15 protein-coding genes and 1 riboswitch are annotated in these 15521 nt (G+C 62.1%); of the genes, 2 read left to right on the top strand and 13 right to left on the bottom strand.

What is annotated here, in order from left to right; all coding sequences use genetic code 11:
* The 13 genes from ACFRFQ_RS02550 to ACFRFQ_RS02490 form a co-directional block, all read right to left on the bottom strand.
* Entirely contained in the window at positions 1-807 is an 807-nt protein-coding gene (locus ACFRFQ_RS02550; RefSeq protein ID WP_378652699.1) for a DUF1684 domain-containing protein, read from the bottom strand.
* Entirely contained in the window at positions 804-2174 is a 1371-nt protein-coding gene (locus ACFRFQ_RS02545) for an NtaA/DmoA family FMN-dependent monooxygenase (protein ID WP_138869909.1), read from the bottom strand. Before ACFRFQ_RS02545 ends, ACFRFQ_RS02550 begins: the two co-directional genes overlap by 4 nt.
* Positions 2175-2200: 26 nt before the next feature.
* A complete protein-coding gene (locus ACFRFQ_RS02540; protein ID WP_378652696.1) occupies positions 2201-3319 on the bottom strand; it encodes an LLM class flavin-dependent oxidoreductase in 1119 nt (372 codons plus the stop codon).
* Positions 3306-4928 carry a dipeptide ABC transporter ATP-binding protein gene (locus ACFRFQ_RS02535; RefSeq protein WP_378652693.1) on the bottom strand — a complete coding sequence of 541 codons (1623 nt, stop codon included), beginning with the start codon at positions 4926-4928 and terminating at the stop codon, positions 3306-3308. The genes ACFRFQ_RS02540 and ACFRFQ_RS02535 overlap by 14 nt, the downstream gene beginning before the upstream one ends.
* Positions 4925-5815 carry an ABC transporter permease gene (locus tag ACFRFQ_RS02530; protein WP_378652690.1) on the bottom strand — a complete coding sequence of 297 codons (891 nt, stop codon included), beginning with the start codon at positions 5813-5815 and terminating at the stop codon, positions 4925-4927. Before ACFRFQ_RS02530 ends, ACFRFQ_RS02535 begins: the two co-directional genes overlap by 4 nt.
* Positions 5808-6836 carry an ABC transporter permease gene (locus tag ACFRFQ_RS02525; RefSeq protein ID WP_378652687.1) on the bottom strand — a complete coding sequence of 343 codons (1029 nt, stop codon included), beginning with the start codon at positions 6834-6836 and terminating at the stop codon, positions 5808-5810. Before ACFRFQ_RS02525 ends, ACFRFQ_RS02530 begins: the two co-directional genes overlap by 8 nt.
* A 2-nt stretch (positions 6837-6838) precedes the next feature.
* Positions 6839-8479, bottom strand: coding sequence for an ABC transporter substrate-binding protein (locus ACFRFQ_RS02520; protein ID WP_378652685.1), 1641 nt, complete (start codon positions 8477-8479; stop codon positions 6839-6841).
* A gap of 167 nt (positions 8480-8646) precedes the next feature.
* Positions 8647-8736 carry a putative leader peptide gene (locus ACFRFQ_RS02515; RefSeq protein WP_317823110.1) on the bottom strand — a complete coding sequence of 30 codons (90 nt, stop codon included), beginning with the start codon at positions 8734-8736 and terminating at the stop codon, positions 8647-8649.
* Positions 8737-8745: 9 nt separating this feature from the next.
* A riboswitch (SAM riboswitch) is annotated at positions 8746-8840 on the bottom strand.
* A gap of 87 nt (positions 8841-8927) precedes the next feature.
* On the bottom strand, positions 8928-9461 hold the full coding sequence (locus ACFRFQ_RS02510) for a GNAT family N-acetyltransferase (protein WP_378652682.1): 534 nt from the start codon (positions 9459-9461) through the stop codon (positions 8928-8930).
* Positions 9458-10573: an FAD-dependent oxidoreductase gene (locus ACFRFQ_RS02505; RefSeq protein ID WP_378652679.1), complete on the bottom strand. Its 1116-nt coding sequence runs from the start codon at positions 10571-10573 to the stop codon at positions 9458-9460. The genes ACFRFQ_RS02510 and ACFRFQ_RS02505 overlap by 4 nt, the downstream gene beginning before the upstream one ends.
* Positions 10574-10583: 10 nt before the next feature.
* Positions 10584-11555, bottom strand: coding sequence for an ABC transporter substrate-binding protein (locus ACFRFQ_RS02500; protein ID WP_378652676.1), 972 nt, complete (start codon positions 11553-11555; stop codon positions 10584-10586).
* A 35-nt stretch (positions 11556-11590) separates the two neighbouring features.
* A complete protein-coding gene (locus tag ACFRFQ_RS02495) occupies positions 11591-12376 on the bottom strand; it encodes an amino acid ABC transporter ATP-binding protein (protein WP_378652673.1) in 786 nt (261 codons plus the stop codon).
* The gene (locus ACFRFQ_RS02490) at positions 12373-13347 is read right to left on the bottom strand and encodes an amino acid ABC transporter permease (protein ID WP_378652670.1); all 975 of its coding nucleotides are present in this window, start codon (positions 13345-13347) and stop codon (positions 12373-12375) included. Before ACFRFQ_RS02490 ends, ACFRFQ_RS02495 begins: the two co-directional genes overlap by 4 nt.
* Before the next feature lie 525 nt (positions 13348-13872).
* Here ACFRFQ_RS02490 and ACFRFQ_RS02485 point away from each other — a divergent pair.
* Together ACFRFQ_RS02485 and ACFRFQ_RS02480 are read left to right on the top strand one after the other, a co-directional pair.
* A complete protein-coding gene (locus ACFRFQ_RS02485) occupies positions 13873-14640 on the top strand; it encodes a sulfite exporter TauE/SafE family protein (RefSeq protein ID WP_378652668.1) in 768 nt (255 codons plus the stop codon).
* 76 nt (positions 14641-14716) lie between these two features.
* Positions 14717-15487: an HAD-IIA family hydrolase gene (locus ACFRFQ_RS02480; protein WP_378653512.1), complete on the top strand. Its 771-nt coding sequence runs from the start codon at positions 14717-14719 to the stop codon at positions 15485-15487.
* Positions 15488-15521: the final 34 nt, after the last annotated feature.

Raw genomic sequence — 15521 nt, 5'->3', positions numbered from 1 at the left:
TCAGCGCCCTTCTGGGGTCTTCTCGCCGGACTCCACCGCGAACGGCAGACGATTCTCGGCGGGCGCTACCGGGCAGGTTGCATAGTCGGTGAAGGCGCACGGCAGATTCGACGCCCGGTTGAAGTCGAGGACAACCGCGCCACCCGGAGCCGATGCGCCGACGTGGAGCGACCGTGCCGCCGGATAGGTCGACACTCCGCTGGTCGCATCGGTAAACAGAATGTGGAACCCGTTGTCCTGGCCGGCAAACGCAATCAGAGTATGTGTCTGACCGTCGTACTCGAAGGTGACGACTCCCCGCGCGTCGTGGTGGTGCTCGAGGCCCTCGACGACGGCGCCCGTCGTGACCGTGCGAGCCTCGGGATAGGCGCTGAACGAACCCTCGATCACCCACTCCGACTGCGGCTCGAACGTCGGAATGCCACGAAACTGCGCCAGGCCGGGCGCCGACGAATCATGAATCCGCAGAGCAACATCACCGGTTCGGCGGATTACCTCGACCAGACGTGCCCCCTGGTTGACGATGAGTCCCGGTGCCCCTTCGGCCGGTTCGAGGGTGACCGAACCGTCCACCACAACACCGTCGATCGACAGATCGTCCGCCGCCGTTGCCGTCACCACTACGGCATCGGCGTTCGCGCGCCACGCCCCCGGCAGATCCTCGAAAGTGGTATCGGTGTCCACCAACCAGTGCAGGGCGGTCAGGCTCAGCCAGCCGAGCGGTTCGCTGAAAGTGGTGTCGCGCGAGGCATGCCAAGCATTCCATTCGCTGACGAAGGTACTGGTAGCGGTGTCGGTTACGGTCATGATGCGCGGACTCCTTCAGCCTGCTCGTGCGGGTGGCGCAGCCCGAGGTGGCTACGCAGCGTTGTTCCTGTGTATTCGGTTCGGAAGCTGCCGCGGTCCTGCAGTTCCGGTACGACGGTGTCGATGAACTCGTCGAGTCCAGCGGGGGTGAGATGCGGGACGAGAATGAAACCGTCGCTCGCATCGCCCTGGACGTAGCTGTCGATCTCGGCGGCCACTTCGGCTGCGCTGCCCACAAATTGCTGGCGGGCAGTGACATCGATGATCAGTTCACGAATGCTGAGGTTCTCCGCTTCAGCTTTTGCTCGCCACTGATCGGCGACAGCGCGGGGATCCTTGACGTGGCGGACGCGTCCCCGGGTGATGTTGACGTCGTCCGACGGGTCTTCCTTCGGCAGCGGACCTTCGGCGTCGTAGTTGGAAAGGTCTCGGCCCCAGACCTGTTCGAGGAAGGCGATAGCGGTCTGCGGACCGACCTGCTGCCTCCGAATATGATACGCCTTCTCCTGTGCGTCAGCCGCGTTGTCGCCGAGGACAAAGGTGGCGGCGGGGAGAATCTTGAGGTCGGCGTGCGTCCGTCCGTACTTGGCAAGGCGGCCCTTGACGTCCGCATAGAAGGTCTTTCCGGCCTCGAGGGTTCCGTGGCCGGTGAAGATGGCGTCGGCTTTGGCCGCACCGAATTCTCGACCTTCGTCGGAATCACCGGCCTGCAGGAGAACTGGATGCCCCTGCGGGCTTCGGGGTACTTCGAATCGTCCGGAGATGTCGAATTGTTCACCGGTGTGCGAGAACTGGCCGACTTGCTGGTCGGTGGCAAAGATTCCGCGTTCACGGTCGACGAGTGGGCGGGTGACACTCCAACTGTCCCACAGTGTCCGCACTGCGTCGACCAATTCGTTGGCGCGCGCGTATCGCTGCGAGTGCTCCAGATATCCACCGCGGCGGAAGTTCTCACCGGTGAAGGCATCCGACGAGGTGACCAGGTTCCAGGCTGCTCGACCGTCCGAGAGGTGATCGAGGGTGGAGAACTGTTTTGCCAACTCGTAGGGTTCGTTGAACGTGGTGTTGATCGTTCCGGCCAGGCCGAGATGTGTTGTCACACCGGCAATCGCATTGAGAATGCTGAAGGTGTCCGGGCGGCCGACCACGTCGAGGTCGTGGATCTTGCCCTGGTGTTCGCGCAGCCGCAGTCCTTCGGCGAGGAAGAAGAAGTCGAACAATCCGCGTTCGGCGCTGCGTGCAAGGTGCTCGAACGAGCTGAACTCGATCTGACTCTTCGAGGCCGGATCGGCCCAGACGGTGGTGTTGTTCACGCCGGGAAAGTGAGCGCCCAGATGAACTTGCTTACGAATCTTGTTCTGTGTCATCGAAATTCCTGTTCTTCTCTGGCCGGCTATGCAAACTGGTTGACGGGCAACTCGAACCCCAACCGCTCTCGCAGGGTCGGAGCGAGGTTCGGCCGCGGATTGAAAGCCGGCAACACGGTGGTGACGATCTTCTGGACACCGGATGCCAATGCCAGGGGCCGCAGTACCACTCCGTCCAGACCGGCCGAACCACTGATCTCGCGAAGCAGCGTGGTCAACCCAGCGGCGTCGCCGCGATAGAACACCGAATGCGGCGTGTACGGCACTCCCGCCCACTCTTCGAGTTCGGCGAGCGCGTCGTCGGCCGCCGCGCGATCGGCACCGAGCAGGACGTCCACGTCGAGCAGAACGCGCACGGTGCGGCCGATCCTTGCGGCGTGCTCGTGGACCAGGCGGGCTGTTGCCTGCGCCTCACTCAGGTCGGCAGCGGAGATTCGGATGAGATCGGCACGCTCGGTTGCCAGCTCGCGCGCCTCGGGTCGACTCGCGTCCACCACGATCAACGGTTGCCCCTGCGGCGAACGCGGTGTGATGGACGGCCCCTTGACCGAGAAGTTCTTGCCTTCGAAATCTATGTAATGCAGCTTGTCCCGGTCGATGAAACGGCCGGTCGGCACATCTCTGATCTCGGCGTCGTCCTCCCAGCTGTCCCACAACCGGCTCACGACGGTGACAGCCTCCGATGCTTCCTCCCACAGGGACGGCCCACTCTGAACGGCCTTCCGGCCGAACAGCGCGCTCGCCTCGTCGGTATCCGACACCGCCACCTGCCACCCCGCGCGGCCCGAGGACGAGAAGTCGATGCTCGCGATCGCCTTCGAGATGTGGAACGGCTCGGTGTGAGTGACGGTCGCGGTGGGAACCAACCCGATCCGTGATGTCACCGCGCTCAATCGGGCTGCTGTCGCTACGGCTTCCAGACGGCCACGGGTTGCATGCTGTCCTTGGGTCTGCAGCGCAAACGAATCCGGGAAAAAGGCAAGGTCTACGCCTGCCCGGTCGGCCGCGGTCACCAGATCCACCCAGTACGACGAGGTGAACACTTCTTCGGCCCGCGAATCCTGACGGCGCCACGAATGGGGATGCACACCGGTACCCGCGAATTCGAGGCCGATGAGAAATGCTGGGGAATTATGCTCGGACATGTTCGGCCTTTCCTGCTGCGTGATCCCGCCCGGGGATGGCACCGAGCAGCGTTCGGGTGTAGTCGTGGCGGGGATTGTCGAATATCTCCGTGGTGGTGCCGATTTCGACCAGCTGACCGGATTGCATGACTCCGACGATGTCGCTGATCTGCCGCACTACCGCCAGATCGTGTGAGATGAAGAGGTACGTCAATCCGAGATCGCGCTGCAGATCGTCGAGGAGCGCGAGGATCTGCGCTTGCACCGAGACGTCGAGTGCGGATACCGGTTCGTCGAGTACGAGCAGATCCGGCTTCAGCGCGAGTGCACGTGCAATCGCCACTCGCTGCCGCTGTCCACCGGACAGTTCGGCGGGCTTGCGGCTACCGAATTGTCCGGGCAGAGCGACCTGATCGAGTAGTTCCGCGGCGCGGGCCTGCTGTTCGATTCGACTGCCGACCTTGAAGGCTCGCAACGGCTCCGCCACGATGTCGACGATCGAAAGCTTGGGGTCGAGGGACGCGTACGGGTTCTGGTAGACAAGCTGGATCTTGCGTCGCAGTTCACGGAGATCACCGCCCTTGACCCGCGTGATGTCCCGGCCGTCGAAGGTGATGGTGCCTGCATCCGCCTGTTCGAATCGCACGGCAATGCGCGCGGTCGTGGACTTCCCGGAACCGGACTCCCCCACCAGCGACACCGTCTGACCACGCGGTACGGTCAGCGAGACGTCGTTCACCGCGGTTATCGAACTCCCGCGGCCCACGTTGAAGCGCTTGGTGATTCCGGACAGCGTCAGTAGCGGCGTCGTATCCTGACGAACGGGGCGATCGACCGGTCCCGAAGAAAGGCTCGGCGCCGCGCTCAGCAACTTCCTCGTGTACTCGTGTTGTGGATTTTCCAAAATCTCTGCGGTACGGCCGGATTCGACAATCCGGCCACCCTGCATCACCAAAATCCGGTCCGCGCGGTCCGCGGCCACACCCAGGTCATGAGTGATGAGGAGAACTGCGGACCCGGATTCGGCAATCCGCTCGTCCAAGTGGTCGAGGATTCGTCGTTGCACAGTAACGTCCAGGGCGCTGGTGGGCTCGTCGGCAATGATCAGTGCCGGGTTTGCCACCAGCGCGATACCGATCAGAACTCGTTGCCGCATACCGCCGGAGAGCTCGTGTGGGTACTGCCGTGCCCGGATCTCCGGGCGATCGATTCCCGCGCGTTCGAGAACCTCGATGGCATCCAACCGCGCTTTCCGCCGGTCGGCCAGGCCGTGAATGCGAAGTACTTCTGCAACCTGATCCCCGATCCGGGTCACCGGGTTGAGCGACGTGGTGGGATCCTGCGGCACCAAACCGATACGCGCGCCACGGATTTTCTGCCACGCCCGATCCGAGTATTCGTCGATACGTTCGCCCTCGAACTCGACGCCGCCTCCGGTGACGTGGCCGCTACCCGAGAGAAGCCCGAGAATGGCGTGAGCTGTGGTGGACTTTCCTGATCCTGACTCACCCACCACCGCAACAACTTCACCGCGGCCGACCGTGAAGCTCACACCGGTGACGGCAGGGGTGTGTCCGTAGGAGATCTGCAGATCGGTGACGGAAAGCAACTGATCCTCAGTAGTACTCATCGCCGGTTGCTCCTTTCGATTTCGTGACCGATGCGATGCGCCGAGATGACGACGGCAACGATTGCCAGGCCGGGAAGTGTTGTCATCCACCAGGCATTAGCGAGGTAGTTCCGTCCCTCGGACACCAGCGATCCCCACTCCGGGGTGGGTGGTACCGCTCCGAAACCCAGGAAACTCAACGCGGACACCGCAAGTACTGCCTGACCGAACTCCACTGCCGACAGTGCGATCACGGGGGCGTAGGAGTTGGGCAGGATATGCCGGCGCAGAACCCCGAGCCACTGCACTCCCGAACCGAAAGCCGCCTCGACGTACTGGGCACTGCGCACCCGCATCACCTCCGCACGCATCACGCGGGCAAAGTTTGCAACCATTGCCACACCGACAGCGATCGCGACGTTGATGGTGCCGAAACCGAGTGCAGTGACCAGCGCCAGTGACAACAGCAAAGCGGGAATCGAGAGCAGAACGTCGACGATGCGCATCAGCACTGCGTCGACCACGCCACCGACAAATCCTGCAATCAGCCCGACCAACGATCCGACGACCAGCGCAATCCCCACCGCGACCAGCGTCGCCGTCAAGGACAACGCGGCGCCGTGCACGAACCGGGTGTAGAGGTCTCGCCCCAGATTGTCGGTTCCGAACCAGTGCGCCAGGCTCGGGCCCTGCAGTTTGTCCGCGGGGACGCCGGACAGCGGGTCGCCGCTGGCAAACACACCGGGCGCCACGGCAAAACCGATGGCCAGCAACACGATCAGCACCGGAATCACCAGACCCGGCTTGCGGATCAAGCTGATCACGGTGGACTTGCGGCCCGGAGCGACCGGTGTCTTCTCGTCGACGCTCGGATCGAGGAGCAGGGGTTCGATCAGTGTGTCAGACATGTGTCGGCTCCAGATCGGTCGAGCTTTCAGGGTTTGATTTCTCGGCGTTTGATTCTTCGGCGTTCGCTTTTTCGGTGACGGTCTTCTTCGCCTGGATGATGCGTGGATCGATCAGCGGGTAGAAGAGGTCGACCGCGAGGTTGACGAGCACGAACACCAAGGAGGCGAACACGACAACACCCTGAACCACCGGGATGTCCTGCGCCATCACCGAAGTCTGTGTCAAACGACCGACGCCGGCGCGGGAGAACACCGTCTCGACAACCACCGAACCGGCGAGCAATGTTCCGACCAGCACGCCGGCGATGGTGAATGCCGGGATGCTCGCGAGTCGCAACGCGTGACGGGTGTGAACCCGCCAACGGCTTGCCCCTTTTGCGTACGCAGTCTCAGCATGCGGTGAACGCAGCGTCGACTGCAGGCTGGTCGTGAGCACCTGAGCGATCACGGCACCCGTCGGGATGGCCAAGGTGATTGCCGGGAGAATCACTGTCGCGAAGCCCTTGTCACCGAACGCCGGGAAGATGTGCAACCGGAACGAGAAGAGCTGCAGGAGAATCAGTCCCACCCAGAAGGTAGGCACAGCCACTCCGAGTGGCGGCAGCGAGAACAACAGATTCGCGAGCCATCGCTTGCGGGTGTACGTCGCGAAGAAGGCAATCGTCACTCCGAACACCACGGAGAGAACCAGCCCGGTGACGGCCAGTACCAGCGTGCTCGGCAAGGCCGAGAAGATCGCATCGGTGACCGATTGGCCGGTCGCGATCGACGTACCGAAATCGCCGCGAAGTGCATTTGTCAGCGACGTCCAGTACTGCACCCACACCGACTGGTCCAAGCCGTATCGTGCCCGAAGCTGATCGAGCGCAGCTTGATCCACGGCAACACCCTGCCCCGACGATTCTGCCGCCATGCTGACCGGGTCACTGGGCAACAGAAAGAGAATCACGAACGAGATGGTGAAGGCCGCCCAGAGGACCAGTGCGGCTTGGCCCAGTCGGGTGAGTACGTATCGAGTCATGATTACTTACCCGACAACCATGCGTCGTAGAACTGCAGACGTGAGGACGCCTCGAAGTTCAGGTCCTGCACCGACGCTCCGGCTCCCACTGCCTGCGAGAGTTCGATGGTCGGAATCGACAGTCCACGGTCGATGATCAGTTCCTGCGCTTCACTGACCAATTCACCACGCGCAGCGGAGTCGGTTGTTGCCAACTGCTCCGTCAGGACCTTGTCGAGCTCCGGATCTGCGGCACGCTTGTTGAGATTTCGGCCCTCGACACCGAAGGTGGTCCGGAGGATATCCGCATCCGCGCGGGTGGCGTTGTAGTAGACGGCGTCGTAGTCACCCGAGTTCTGCTTCTCGGTCAGTTCCCCGTTGGACAGGAGGTTGAGTTTCAGGTCGACACCCACCTTCTTGAGCTGCTGCTGAACCAGCTCGAGGATTGCCTGGTTGCCGGCGAACACCGGACTGAAGGAAATCGCGAAAGTCAGCTTCTGGCCGTCCTTCTCACGTATTCCGTCGGAGCCGGTCTTCCACCCCGCTGCGTCGAGCAGCTTTCCGGCTTTGTCCGCGTCGTAGGTCACGACTCCGGACTGATCTGCGTAGAGCGGCGTGGTGTGCGCCAGCGGGCTCGTCGCGGGGAAGAAACTCGGATCCAGCACCGTGTCGACGAGTTCCTGCCGGTTGATGGCGGGGATGATCGCTTGTCGGACAGCCTGATCTGCGAGAACTCCGCGACTGACGTTGGGCTGGAAGAAGAACACGATTCCGGGATTCGGACGAGTCAGGACCCGCCCGCCTGCGGCTTCGATCTGGGGAGCGTCCTGCGTCAACGCGTCGCTGACCGCGTCGAGCTGGCCGGAAGCAACGCTGCCGGCCCGAACTCCGGACTCCGGAACGACGGTGAAGTCGACGCCGTCGAGGTATGCCTCACCCTGGTGCGCGGTTGCGTCCGACGCCCAGTTGTACCCGGTTCGCTTCTTGATCGAGACCGAGCGATCCTGCTGCCAATCGGAGTAGACAAACGGACCGGAACCGATCACGGCATTACCGGCGCAACGTTGCTCCGACGGCAGTGCCGTGGTGGAATCCGCCAGTATTCCGAGCTGCGGCGTCGAAGTTGCTTGCAGGAACTGCACATTGGGTCCCGAGAAGTTCACCTTTGCGGTGTGCTCGTCGATGACGTCGGTGCCGGTGTAGGTGGACAGATAACTCTTCGCCAGTGCGGCGTTGGGGCCCAGATCCTTGACGACATCGAAGTTCTTCTTGACCGAAGCCGCGGTGACCGGAGTGCCGTCGCTGAAGGTGACGTCGTCGCGCAGCTTGAATGTGAAGCTTGCGGCGTCGGGGCTGATGTCCCAGCTCTTGGCAAGCCACGGCGTGATCTCGCCGGACTCCACGTTCTGATCCGTCAGCGAATCCACCACGCTGCGAGTGACATACACGGTCTGATTCGTGCCCGCCTGAGCCGGGTCTGCGCAGGTAGGCGCCGTGGAGAGTCCGTAGCGGAGGGTTCCGCCCGACTGGGCGGGACCGGCGTCTGCACTGGTGTCACCGCTACTGGTGCTGCAACCGGCAAGTACGGTGCCGAGGACCGAAATAGCGCCGATACCGGCGACGACGGTGACACGTGAGCGTGCACCGATTGAGCGTGAAGACACCGAGAACTCCTAATGAGGCATGCGGAAAAGCGCGCCTGTCACCACCGGACAACGGGGTAACCAAGCACGAATCAGCTACGAAGAGAATAGAAAACAGGCTTACCCAACTGCGGGGGCCTCGAGATACTGACCAGGGTCACACTACGATGCGAACATCGCTGCCATGGTCAGTGAGTACAGAACGATCCTGCTGTGCGGCACAGGTCTACGTGACGGCGCGACCACGCGGTATCGAAACCGCCTTCAACTGCCTTCATTGCTGCATTCCTCCATCGATCCTGGCGGTAGCACCCTCACGCGATGACGCGAAGGGTTGCTGCGACTTCATTGAGCCAGGTCTCTCTGTCGCTCGAGATGGTCGTTCGCAAGTCTACGAGATGATCGCGAATTGTCAACTTGCTCACTAGGAATTGCAGCGTACGCCACATTTTCGGGAACTCCTCCGCGCTCATGCCGGCACTCTCCGGTCGTAGTCATGCCGAACGTGCAGCTTCTTGTCGAATGGGTGAATTCCCACCTCGAGAGGCGCAAGCGCGGTGTCGTACAGCGGCGTGTATCCACACGAGAGGTACAGGGCAACCGCTTCGGGTTGACGGGGACCGGTCGTGAGAAACACCCGCCGATAACCCCGAGCGGCGATCTCGGCCTCCAGTTCCCTGACGACAACCTTTCCGAGACCACGCTGACGGAAGGAGGCCGACGTCCAGATCCGCTTGAGTTCGGCAGTATCGGAATCGAATTGGCGGAACGCACCACCCGCGATCGGTTGATCCCCGAGAGTCAGAACCAGCAATGCACCTTGTGGCGGCGCAAACTCCTCGGCCGGATACGTTGTCAGGTCTTCGAACACCTCGTCACGAGTGCCGCCGTACCGTGAGCTGTACTCCACTGCCAATTCCTCGATGAGCGGAGCGGCCAGCGGATCGTCCTGCAAGACCGGCCGCACCTCTACGCCGCCGATTCCCGCAATCTCGATTGTCATGAGAGACGCACCCCCAACCGGAATTCCTGCGGTGACAAAGCCTTTCCTTCCACCAGATCGGCCACCAGCTCGCCGAGCGCCGGCCCGAATTTGAATCCGTGCCCGGAAAATCCCGCGGCGACAGTTACGGCGCCAACCCGGTCGATCACGAAATTACTGTCAGGGGTACTGGTGTACAGGCAGGTCAAGGACTCGACCTGCGCCGAATCGACACCGGGCAACCAGGCCTCGGCGTACTCGACCAGACGCTGCTCGCCGTCGGCATCAGGGATGTAGCTACGAGTCTGCGGAGTCACTTCCGGCCCCGTCGCATGCTCGCCGATCTTGATTCCGTCCTCTGATCCGAGTCCGTAGATTCCGGCGGTGCTCAGCTCCGCGCCGGGATGATGCACAAAGCTCGGCCACGCCGTTCCCGGATCGAGTGGCGCAAAGTGCGCCGGTTGTTCCTGCGTCGTACGCAGGGTCGGCAACACGACCTGGCCGCCGAGTTGGCTTCGGTCGATCAATTCCGCAGTCCAGGCGCCGGCTGCAACAACGACGTGCTGAGCTCTCAAAGTCCCGCTGTCCGTGATCACGTCGACGCCGTACGACGCCTCCGCGATTGTCAGCACGCGCGTGCCGTGGCGTACGTCGGCTCCCGCGAATCGTGAACCCGCTTCGAGCGCTACGACGGCACGATCCGCATGCAGCCTGCCCGCATCGGGGTGATGCAGAACTGTCGTGTCGAATCGCAAGCCCGGCCAGCGATCGGATGCCTCGGCGGGAGTGAGGATCTCACCCTTGATGCCCGCTTCGGCGAGCACCCGCGCCTTGGTGACCACAGCCTGCGGCAGGCCGTGATCGATGGCACCCGTCAACTCCAGGAAGCCGATGTCCGTCGTGGTTTCAAGCTCCCGCCACAGCGGGAGAGCCGATGCCGCCAACCCCGTGTACAGGTGATTGTCGTACGCCTGTCGGTAGATCCGGGAAGTGCCGTGCGACGCGCCGTGCTTGTGCCCTGGTGCGTACTGCTCGAGTTGGACGACGCGACGTCCGCGGGCGGCGAGCCGCCAGGCCGCTGAGGACCCGACCAGTCCGCCGCCGATGACGATTACATCGAGAATTTCACTCATCGACGTTGGCTCACTTGGTCTTCGGGAGTCCGGGCGGGTTGATCAGGGAGGTGTCGACGGCTTCGCCGGTGATGTTCCACCGCTCGAGAATCTGCTGGTACGTGCCGTTCTCGATCGCGTGGTTGATGGCGTCGTTGATTGCCTTGATCAGTCCGTTGTCCTTCTTCACCAACACGGCGATCTGCCCTTGCAAGGCGTCACCGGCCCCGGAGAACTCACCGACCACCTCGGTTTCACCCGACTGCTTGGCATGGAACTGCGACGACGGGTTCGGTCCGAAGTAAGCGTCGATCCGGCCGGACTGCAGGGGCAGGTAGTAGTCGGTGGTGTTCTGGTAGTAGGAGATGTCGGTGGGGGCCAGACCGGCGGCGACGTTCTGCTCGTTCCACTTGACCAGCAGCGCTTCCTGATTGGTGCCGGATCCCACCGCGATCTTCAGCCCGGCAATATCCTTGGGCTCCTTGATGGAGACCCCGGCACCCTTCTTGGCTTCGAACGCGAGGGTGTCGAGTCGGTAAGTGGCGAAGTCGTACTTCTCCTTACGTTCCTCTGTCACAGTCACATTGGAGATGAACGCGTCGGCTTCCCCGGAGTCGATCCGAACGAAGTTCTGTGCCCAGTCGGCTGTCTGCAGGTCCACCTTCAACCCGAGAACGTCGCCGATCAGGTAGGCGAAGTCGGTTTCGGAGCCGATGAGCGTCGTGTCGTCGTCGGCGTAGAAGCGAAGCGGCGGAGCGGAACCGGCGCTGCCGGTAACTCGCAGCGTGCCGCGGTCGCGGATTTCCTGGGGCACCTCGGCAGCGATGGAATCCACCTTGTCGGTGGTGATGCGATTCTGCTCCGCAGTGAGGTTGTAACCCGCGGCGGCGGTGACCTGGCTACCGTCGGACTCGGCGTCCGCGCTACTGCAGGCTGCGCTGAGCAGTCCGACTGTGGCGAGAGCCGAGATCAGGACAGTAACGCGGCGGGATCGGGAAAACATCAGTGTGTGCCTTTCGGAAATGTGTCTGTGACGCGTCAGAGGACGCGGGAGAGAAAAGCTTTGGTCCGTTCGTGAACCGGGTTGTCGATCACCTGCGACGGTGGGCCCTGCTCGACGATGACTCCGCCGTCCATGAAGACTGCGGTGTCCGCCACCTCCCGAGCGAATCCGACCTCGTGCGTGACGATCACCAAGGTGGCGCCGTCGCGGGCAAGCTGGGCAAGAACTTCGAGGACTTCACCGACCAATTCGGGATCGAGCGCCGACGTCGGTTCATCGAAGAGAATCACAGCCGGACGCAGTGCCAATGCCCGGGCAATGGCGACACGTTGCTGTTGGCCACCGGAGAGTTGACGGGGATACTCGTCTGCCTTGTCCCCCACGCCCACTCGTTCGAGGAGCGCACGTGCTTCGCGATACACGTCGTCGCGGTCGCGTTTCTGGGCCGACAGCGGTGCTTCCACCACGTTTTCCAGCGCCGTGAGATGGGGAAACAGATTGAAGTTCTGGAACACGAAACCGATGTTCGAGCGCTGCTTCAGAATTTCGCGGTCGCGCAGTTCGTGAAGCCGATTTCCCTTGCGCCGATAGCCGATCAGCTCTCCGTCGATCCGCACGGTGCCGCGATCGACTTTCTCGAGATGATTGAGTGCGCGCAGCAAGGTGGACTTGCCGGAACCCGACGGCCCGAGAATCACGGTGACCTCGCCCTTGCGAACCAGGAGATCAACGCCGGCAAGCACTTCCAGAGCACCGAACGACTTGTGGATACCGCGTGCCTCGACGGCGTACACCGTCTCGTCGGTCAGTTCTACGGTCATCGGGATGCACCTCGCGGAATGTCGAGACGCGCATCGCGGATCTCTTCGAACTTCTTGCGCACCTTCTGCACCGGAGTCAGCGGGAGAGCACGCGCGGACCCTCGTGCGTAGTGCCGCTCGACGTAATACTGGCCGATCGAGAGCAGCGTCGTGAGGATGATGTACCAGATTGTGGCGACCATCAGCAGTGGCACTACTCGTCCGTTGCGCCCGAAGATTACCTGCACCTGGTAGAACAGCTCGGCGATTGCCATGGTGGAAACGATGGAGGTTCCCTTGAAGAGTCCGATGACCTCGTTGGCCGCATTGGGTAGAATTGCCCGCATCGCTTGCGGGAGAACGATCTTGAAGAACTGACGGCTGCGCGGAATACCGAGCGAGTGCGCCGCTTCGATCTGACCGTGATCCACCGAGATGATTCCGGAACGGATGATCTCTGCCGAATATGCGGCCTGATGCAACGCCAAACCGATGACGGCCGCGGTGAATCCACCGATCACACCACTGACCTGGAATGTGAAGAACTCAGGGCCGAAAGGTATTCCGAGAGAGAGCGTCTGGTACAGGTACGTGATGTTGAACCAGAAGAGCAACTGCACGATGAGCGGAATCGAGCGGAACGCCCAGATGTAGGTCCAGGCGATGACCTGCAGGACCGGATTCTTCGACAAGCGACCGAGCGCCAGGAACACGCCGAGTCCGAACCCGAGTATCGTTCCCCACAGGGTCAGCTTGATCGTCATCCACAACGCGGCCAGTACCGATTTCGCGGTGAAGTACTGAGCGAACGTCGGCCAGTCCCAGCCCGGATTGACGACGAGCCCGTGAATGAACTGGGCAAGCAGTACCAGAACGATCGCGCTGATCACCCAACGAAGCGGGTGCCAGGTGCGGGCAACAACAAGCTCGGAGTCGGGAAGTTCCGGCGCGGCCACCCGTTTTTCCGGGCGGATCTCGGTGGGCGCGCTCACGGCGCACTGCCAGGCGGAGTAGACATCACAAAATAGACCTTTCGGAAAATGGGAATGCTGCGCGACGACTTACGAGTGCAGCGAACTTTCGGGTGCCGAGAAGTTCGGTCAGCGACAGTGACACGACGCGGTACGACGCAGGTCGATGTGACGTCGACGGTGCGGTGCGTACGCGTTCGAACCGGCGCACGGAGCGGTACCGGCGCAGCGAGTGATACTCATGTGATGCCTTCCATCGGTCCTGGCAGAAAGCACCCGCTCCCGATCACTCGGGGGGTTGCTGCGACGTCGACGAGCCAGGTCTCTCGGTCGCTCGAGATGGTGAGCAAATACTAGACGCAGAACCCCGAGTCGTCAAATGTTGTATTTCCCTGCGCTGCAAGGGAAATAGCAGCAACCCCGCCTTGAAATCAGGCTGAATTCAACCCTCCCGCAACGGGCAGATGACGTGTTCAATGGATTAGCCGTATCCAATGCCCCGAGCCACCGAGTACCCCCGAATCACCCTGCAGTACCGTCTGCGGAGTGAGCGGACTGGACGCATTTTTTATTCTCGTGGCGGGTATCGGCGCCGGGGCCATCAATGCCGTGGTGGGCAGTGGAACCCTGATCACCTTCCCCACCCTCGTAGCTTTCGGCATGCCTCCGGTCACTGCGACGATGTCCAACGCCGTCGGCCTTGTAGCGGGCGGAGTTTCCGGAACCTGGGGTTACCGCCGCGAATTGTCGGGCCAGTGGGACCGACTGCGGTGGCAGATTCCGGCGTCACTCGCCGGGGCGTTACTCGGCTCGTGGTTGCTGATGCACCTTCCCGAGAAATTGTTCGAGACGATAGTTCCGGTATTGCTGATCCTGGCGCTTGCCCTCGTCCTTCTCCAACCACGCATCCAGGCGTGGGCGAAAAAGCGCTCCACCGAAGAGACGACGCTGTCGACCACGAGGTTGATGCTTCTGACCGCGGGCACGTTTGCCGTCGGTATCTACGGCGGCTATTTCACCGCCGCGCAGGGCATACTCCTGATCGGTGTGATGGGTGCCATCCTTCCCGAAACCCTGCAGCGCATGAACGGAGCGAAGAACCTCCTCTCACTGCTCGTCAACATCGTCGCCGCGGCAATGTACATCACCTTGGCTTTCGACCAGATCAATTGGGCGGCAGCCGGTTTGATCGCAGTCGGCTCACTCGGCGGAGGTGTGCTCGGAGCCCGCTACGGGCGACGCCTGTCTCCCACTGCGCTGCGGTACACGATTGTCGTCGTCGGCCTGATCGGACTGTGGCGTCTTCTCGCTTGACCGCCCACCTCGGACGCGGTTCCCACATACTTGAGACATGACCACAACCGCGAATGAATCCCAGTGGACCTACCTCATGGACATGGACGGAGTCCTCGTTCACGAAGAACACTTGGTGCCGGGAGCGGACACGTTCCTCGCCGAACTGGCATCGAACAACATCCCGTACATGGTGCTGACCAACAACTCGATCAGAACTCCGCGCGACTTGCGTGCACGCCTACTGAACTCCGGCCTCGACATCCCCGAGAAGTCCATCTGGACCTCCGCTCTGGCGACTGCCACCTTCCTCGCCAATCAGCGACCTGGTGGCAGCGCATACGTGGTCGGCGAATCGGGCCTGACCACGGCGCTGCACGATATCGGATACGTCCTGACGGACAGCGATCCCGATTACGTCGTGCTTGGTGAAACCCGCACATACTCGTTCGAGGCCATCACCACCGCCATCAGGTTGGTCGAGCGGGGTTCGCGGTTCATCGCCACCAACCCCGACGCCACCGGACCGTCACGAGACGGCTCCCTGCCTGCCACCGGTTCCGTCGCCGCCTTGATCACCAAAGCCACGGGGCGCGACCCGTACTACGTCGGCAAGCCGAATGCCCTCATGATGCGATCGGCATTACGGTCCATCGGCGCTCATTCCGCCAATACGTTGATGATCGGCGACCGCATGGACACCGACATCGTGTGCGGCCTGGAGGCCGGCCTGCAAACCATCCTCGTGATGACCGGGATCTCGACACCGGCGTCCGTGGAGCTGTATCCGTATCGCCCCACCATCGTTCTGGAATCCGTCGCCGCACTTGTCGGAAATACGACGGACCCTTTTCGAGATACTAAATAATGACAATTCGGACATATCACCCTCGATAGAATGA

Origin of the sequence: Rhodococcus sp. NPDC056743 (genome assembly GCF_042790355.1) — a bacterium.
Classification (GTDB): domain Bacteria; phylum Actinomycetota; class Actinomycetes; order Mycobacteriales; family Mycobacteriaceae; genus Rhodococcus_F.
This window is presented reverse-complemented; position numbering and strand designations above follow the sequence as displayed.

Excerpts from the sequence above, each read along its gene's own strand:
- ACFRFQ_RS02550 (WP_378652699.1), bottom strand. The coding sequence starts at position 807 with ATGACCGTAACCGACACCGCTACCAGTACCTTCGTCAGCGAATGGAAT.
- ACFRFQ_RS02525 (WP_378652687.1), bottom strand. The coding sequence starts at position 6,836 with ATGACTCGATACGTACTCACCCGACTGGGCCAAGCCGCACTGGTCCTC.
- ACFRFQ_RS02540 (WP_378652696.1), bottom strand. The coding sequence starts at position 3,319 with ATGTCCGAGCATAATTCCCCAGCATTTCTCATCGGCCTCGAATTCGCG.
- ACFRFQ_RS02530 (WP_378652690.1), bottom strand. The coding sequence starts at position 5,815 with ATGTCTGACACACTGATCGAACCCCTGCTCCTCGATCCGAGCGTCGAC.
- ACFRFQ_RS02495 (WP_378652673.1), bottom strand. The coding sequence starts at position 12,376 with ATGACCGTAGAACTGACCGACGAGACGGTGTACGCCGTCGAGGCACGC.
- ACFRFQ_RS02480 (WP_378653512.1), top strand. The coding sequence starts at position 14,717 with ATGGACATGGACGGAGTCCTCGTTCACGAAGAACACTTGGTGCCGGGA.
- ACFRFQ_RS02545 (WP_138869909.1), bottom strand. The coding sequence starts at position 2,174 with ATGACACAGAACAAGATTCGTAAGCAAGTTCATCTGGGCGCTCACTTT.
- ACFRFQ_RS02505 (WP_378652679.1), bottom strand. The coding sequence starts at position 10,573 with ATGAGTGAAATTCTCGATGTAATCGTCATCGGCGGCGGACTGGTCGGG.
- ACFRFQ_RS02535 (WP_378652693.1), bottom strand. The coding sequence starts at position 4,928 with ATGAGTACTACTGAGGATCAGTTGCTTTCCGTCACCGATCTGCAGATC.
- ACFRFQ_RS02500 (WP_378652676.1), bottom strand. The coding sequence starts at position 11,555 with ATGTTTTCCCGATCCCGCCGCGTTACTGTCCTGATCTCGGCTCTCGCC.
- ACFRFQ_RS02510 (WP_378652682.1), bottom strand. The coding sequence starts at position 9,461 with ATGACAATCGAGATTGCGGGAATCGGCGGCGTAGAGGTGCGGCCGGTC.
- ACFRFQ_RS02515 (WP_317823110.1), bottom strand. The coding sequence starts at position 8,736 with ATGAAGGCAGTTGAAGGCGGTTTCGATACCGCGTGGTCGCGCCGTCAC.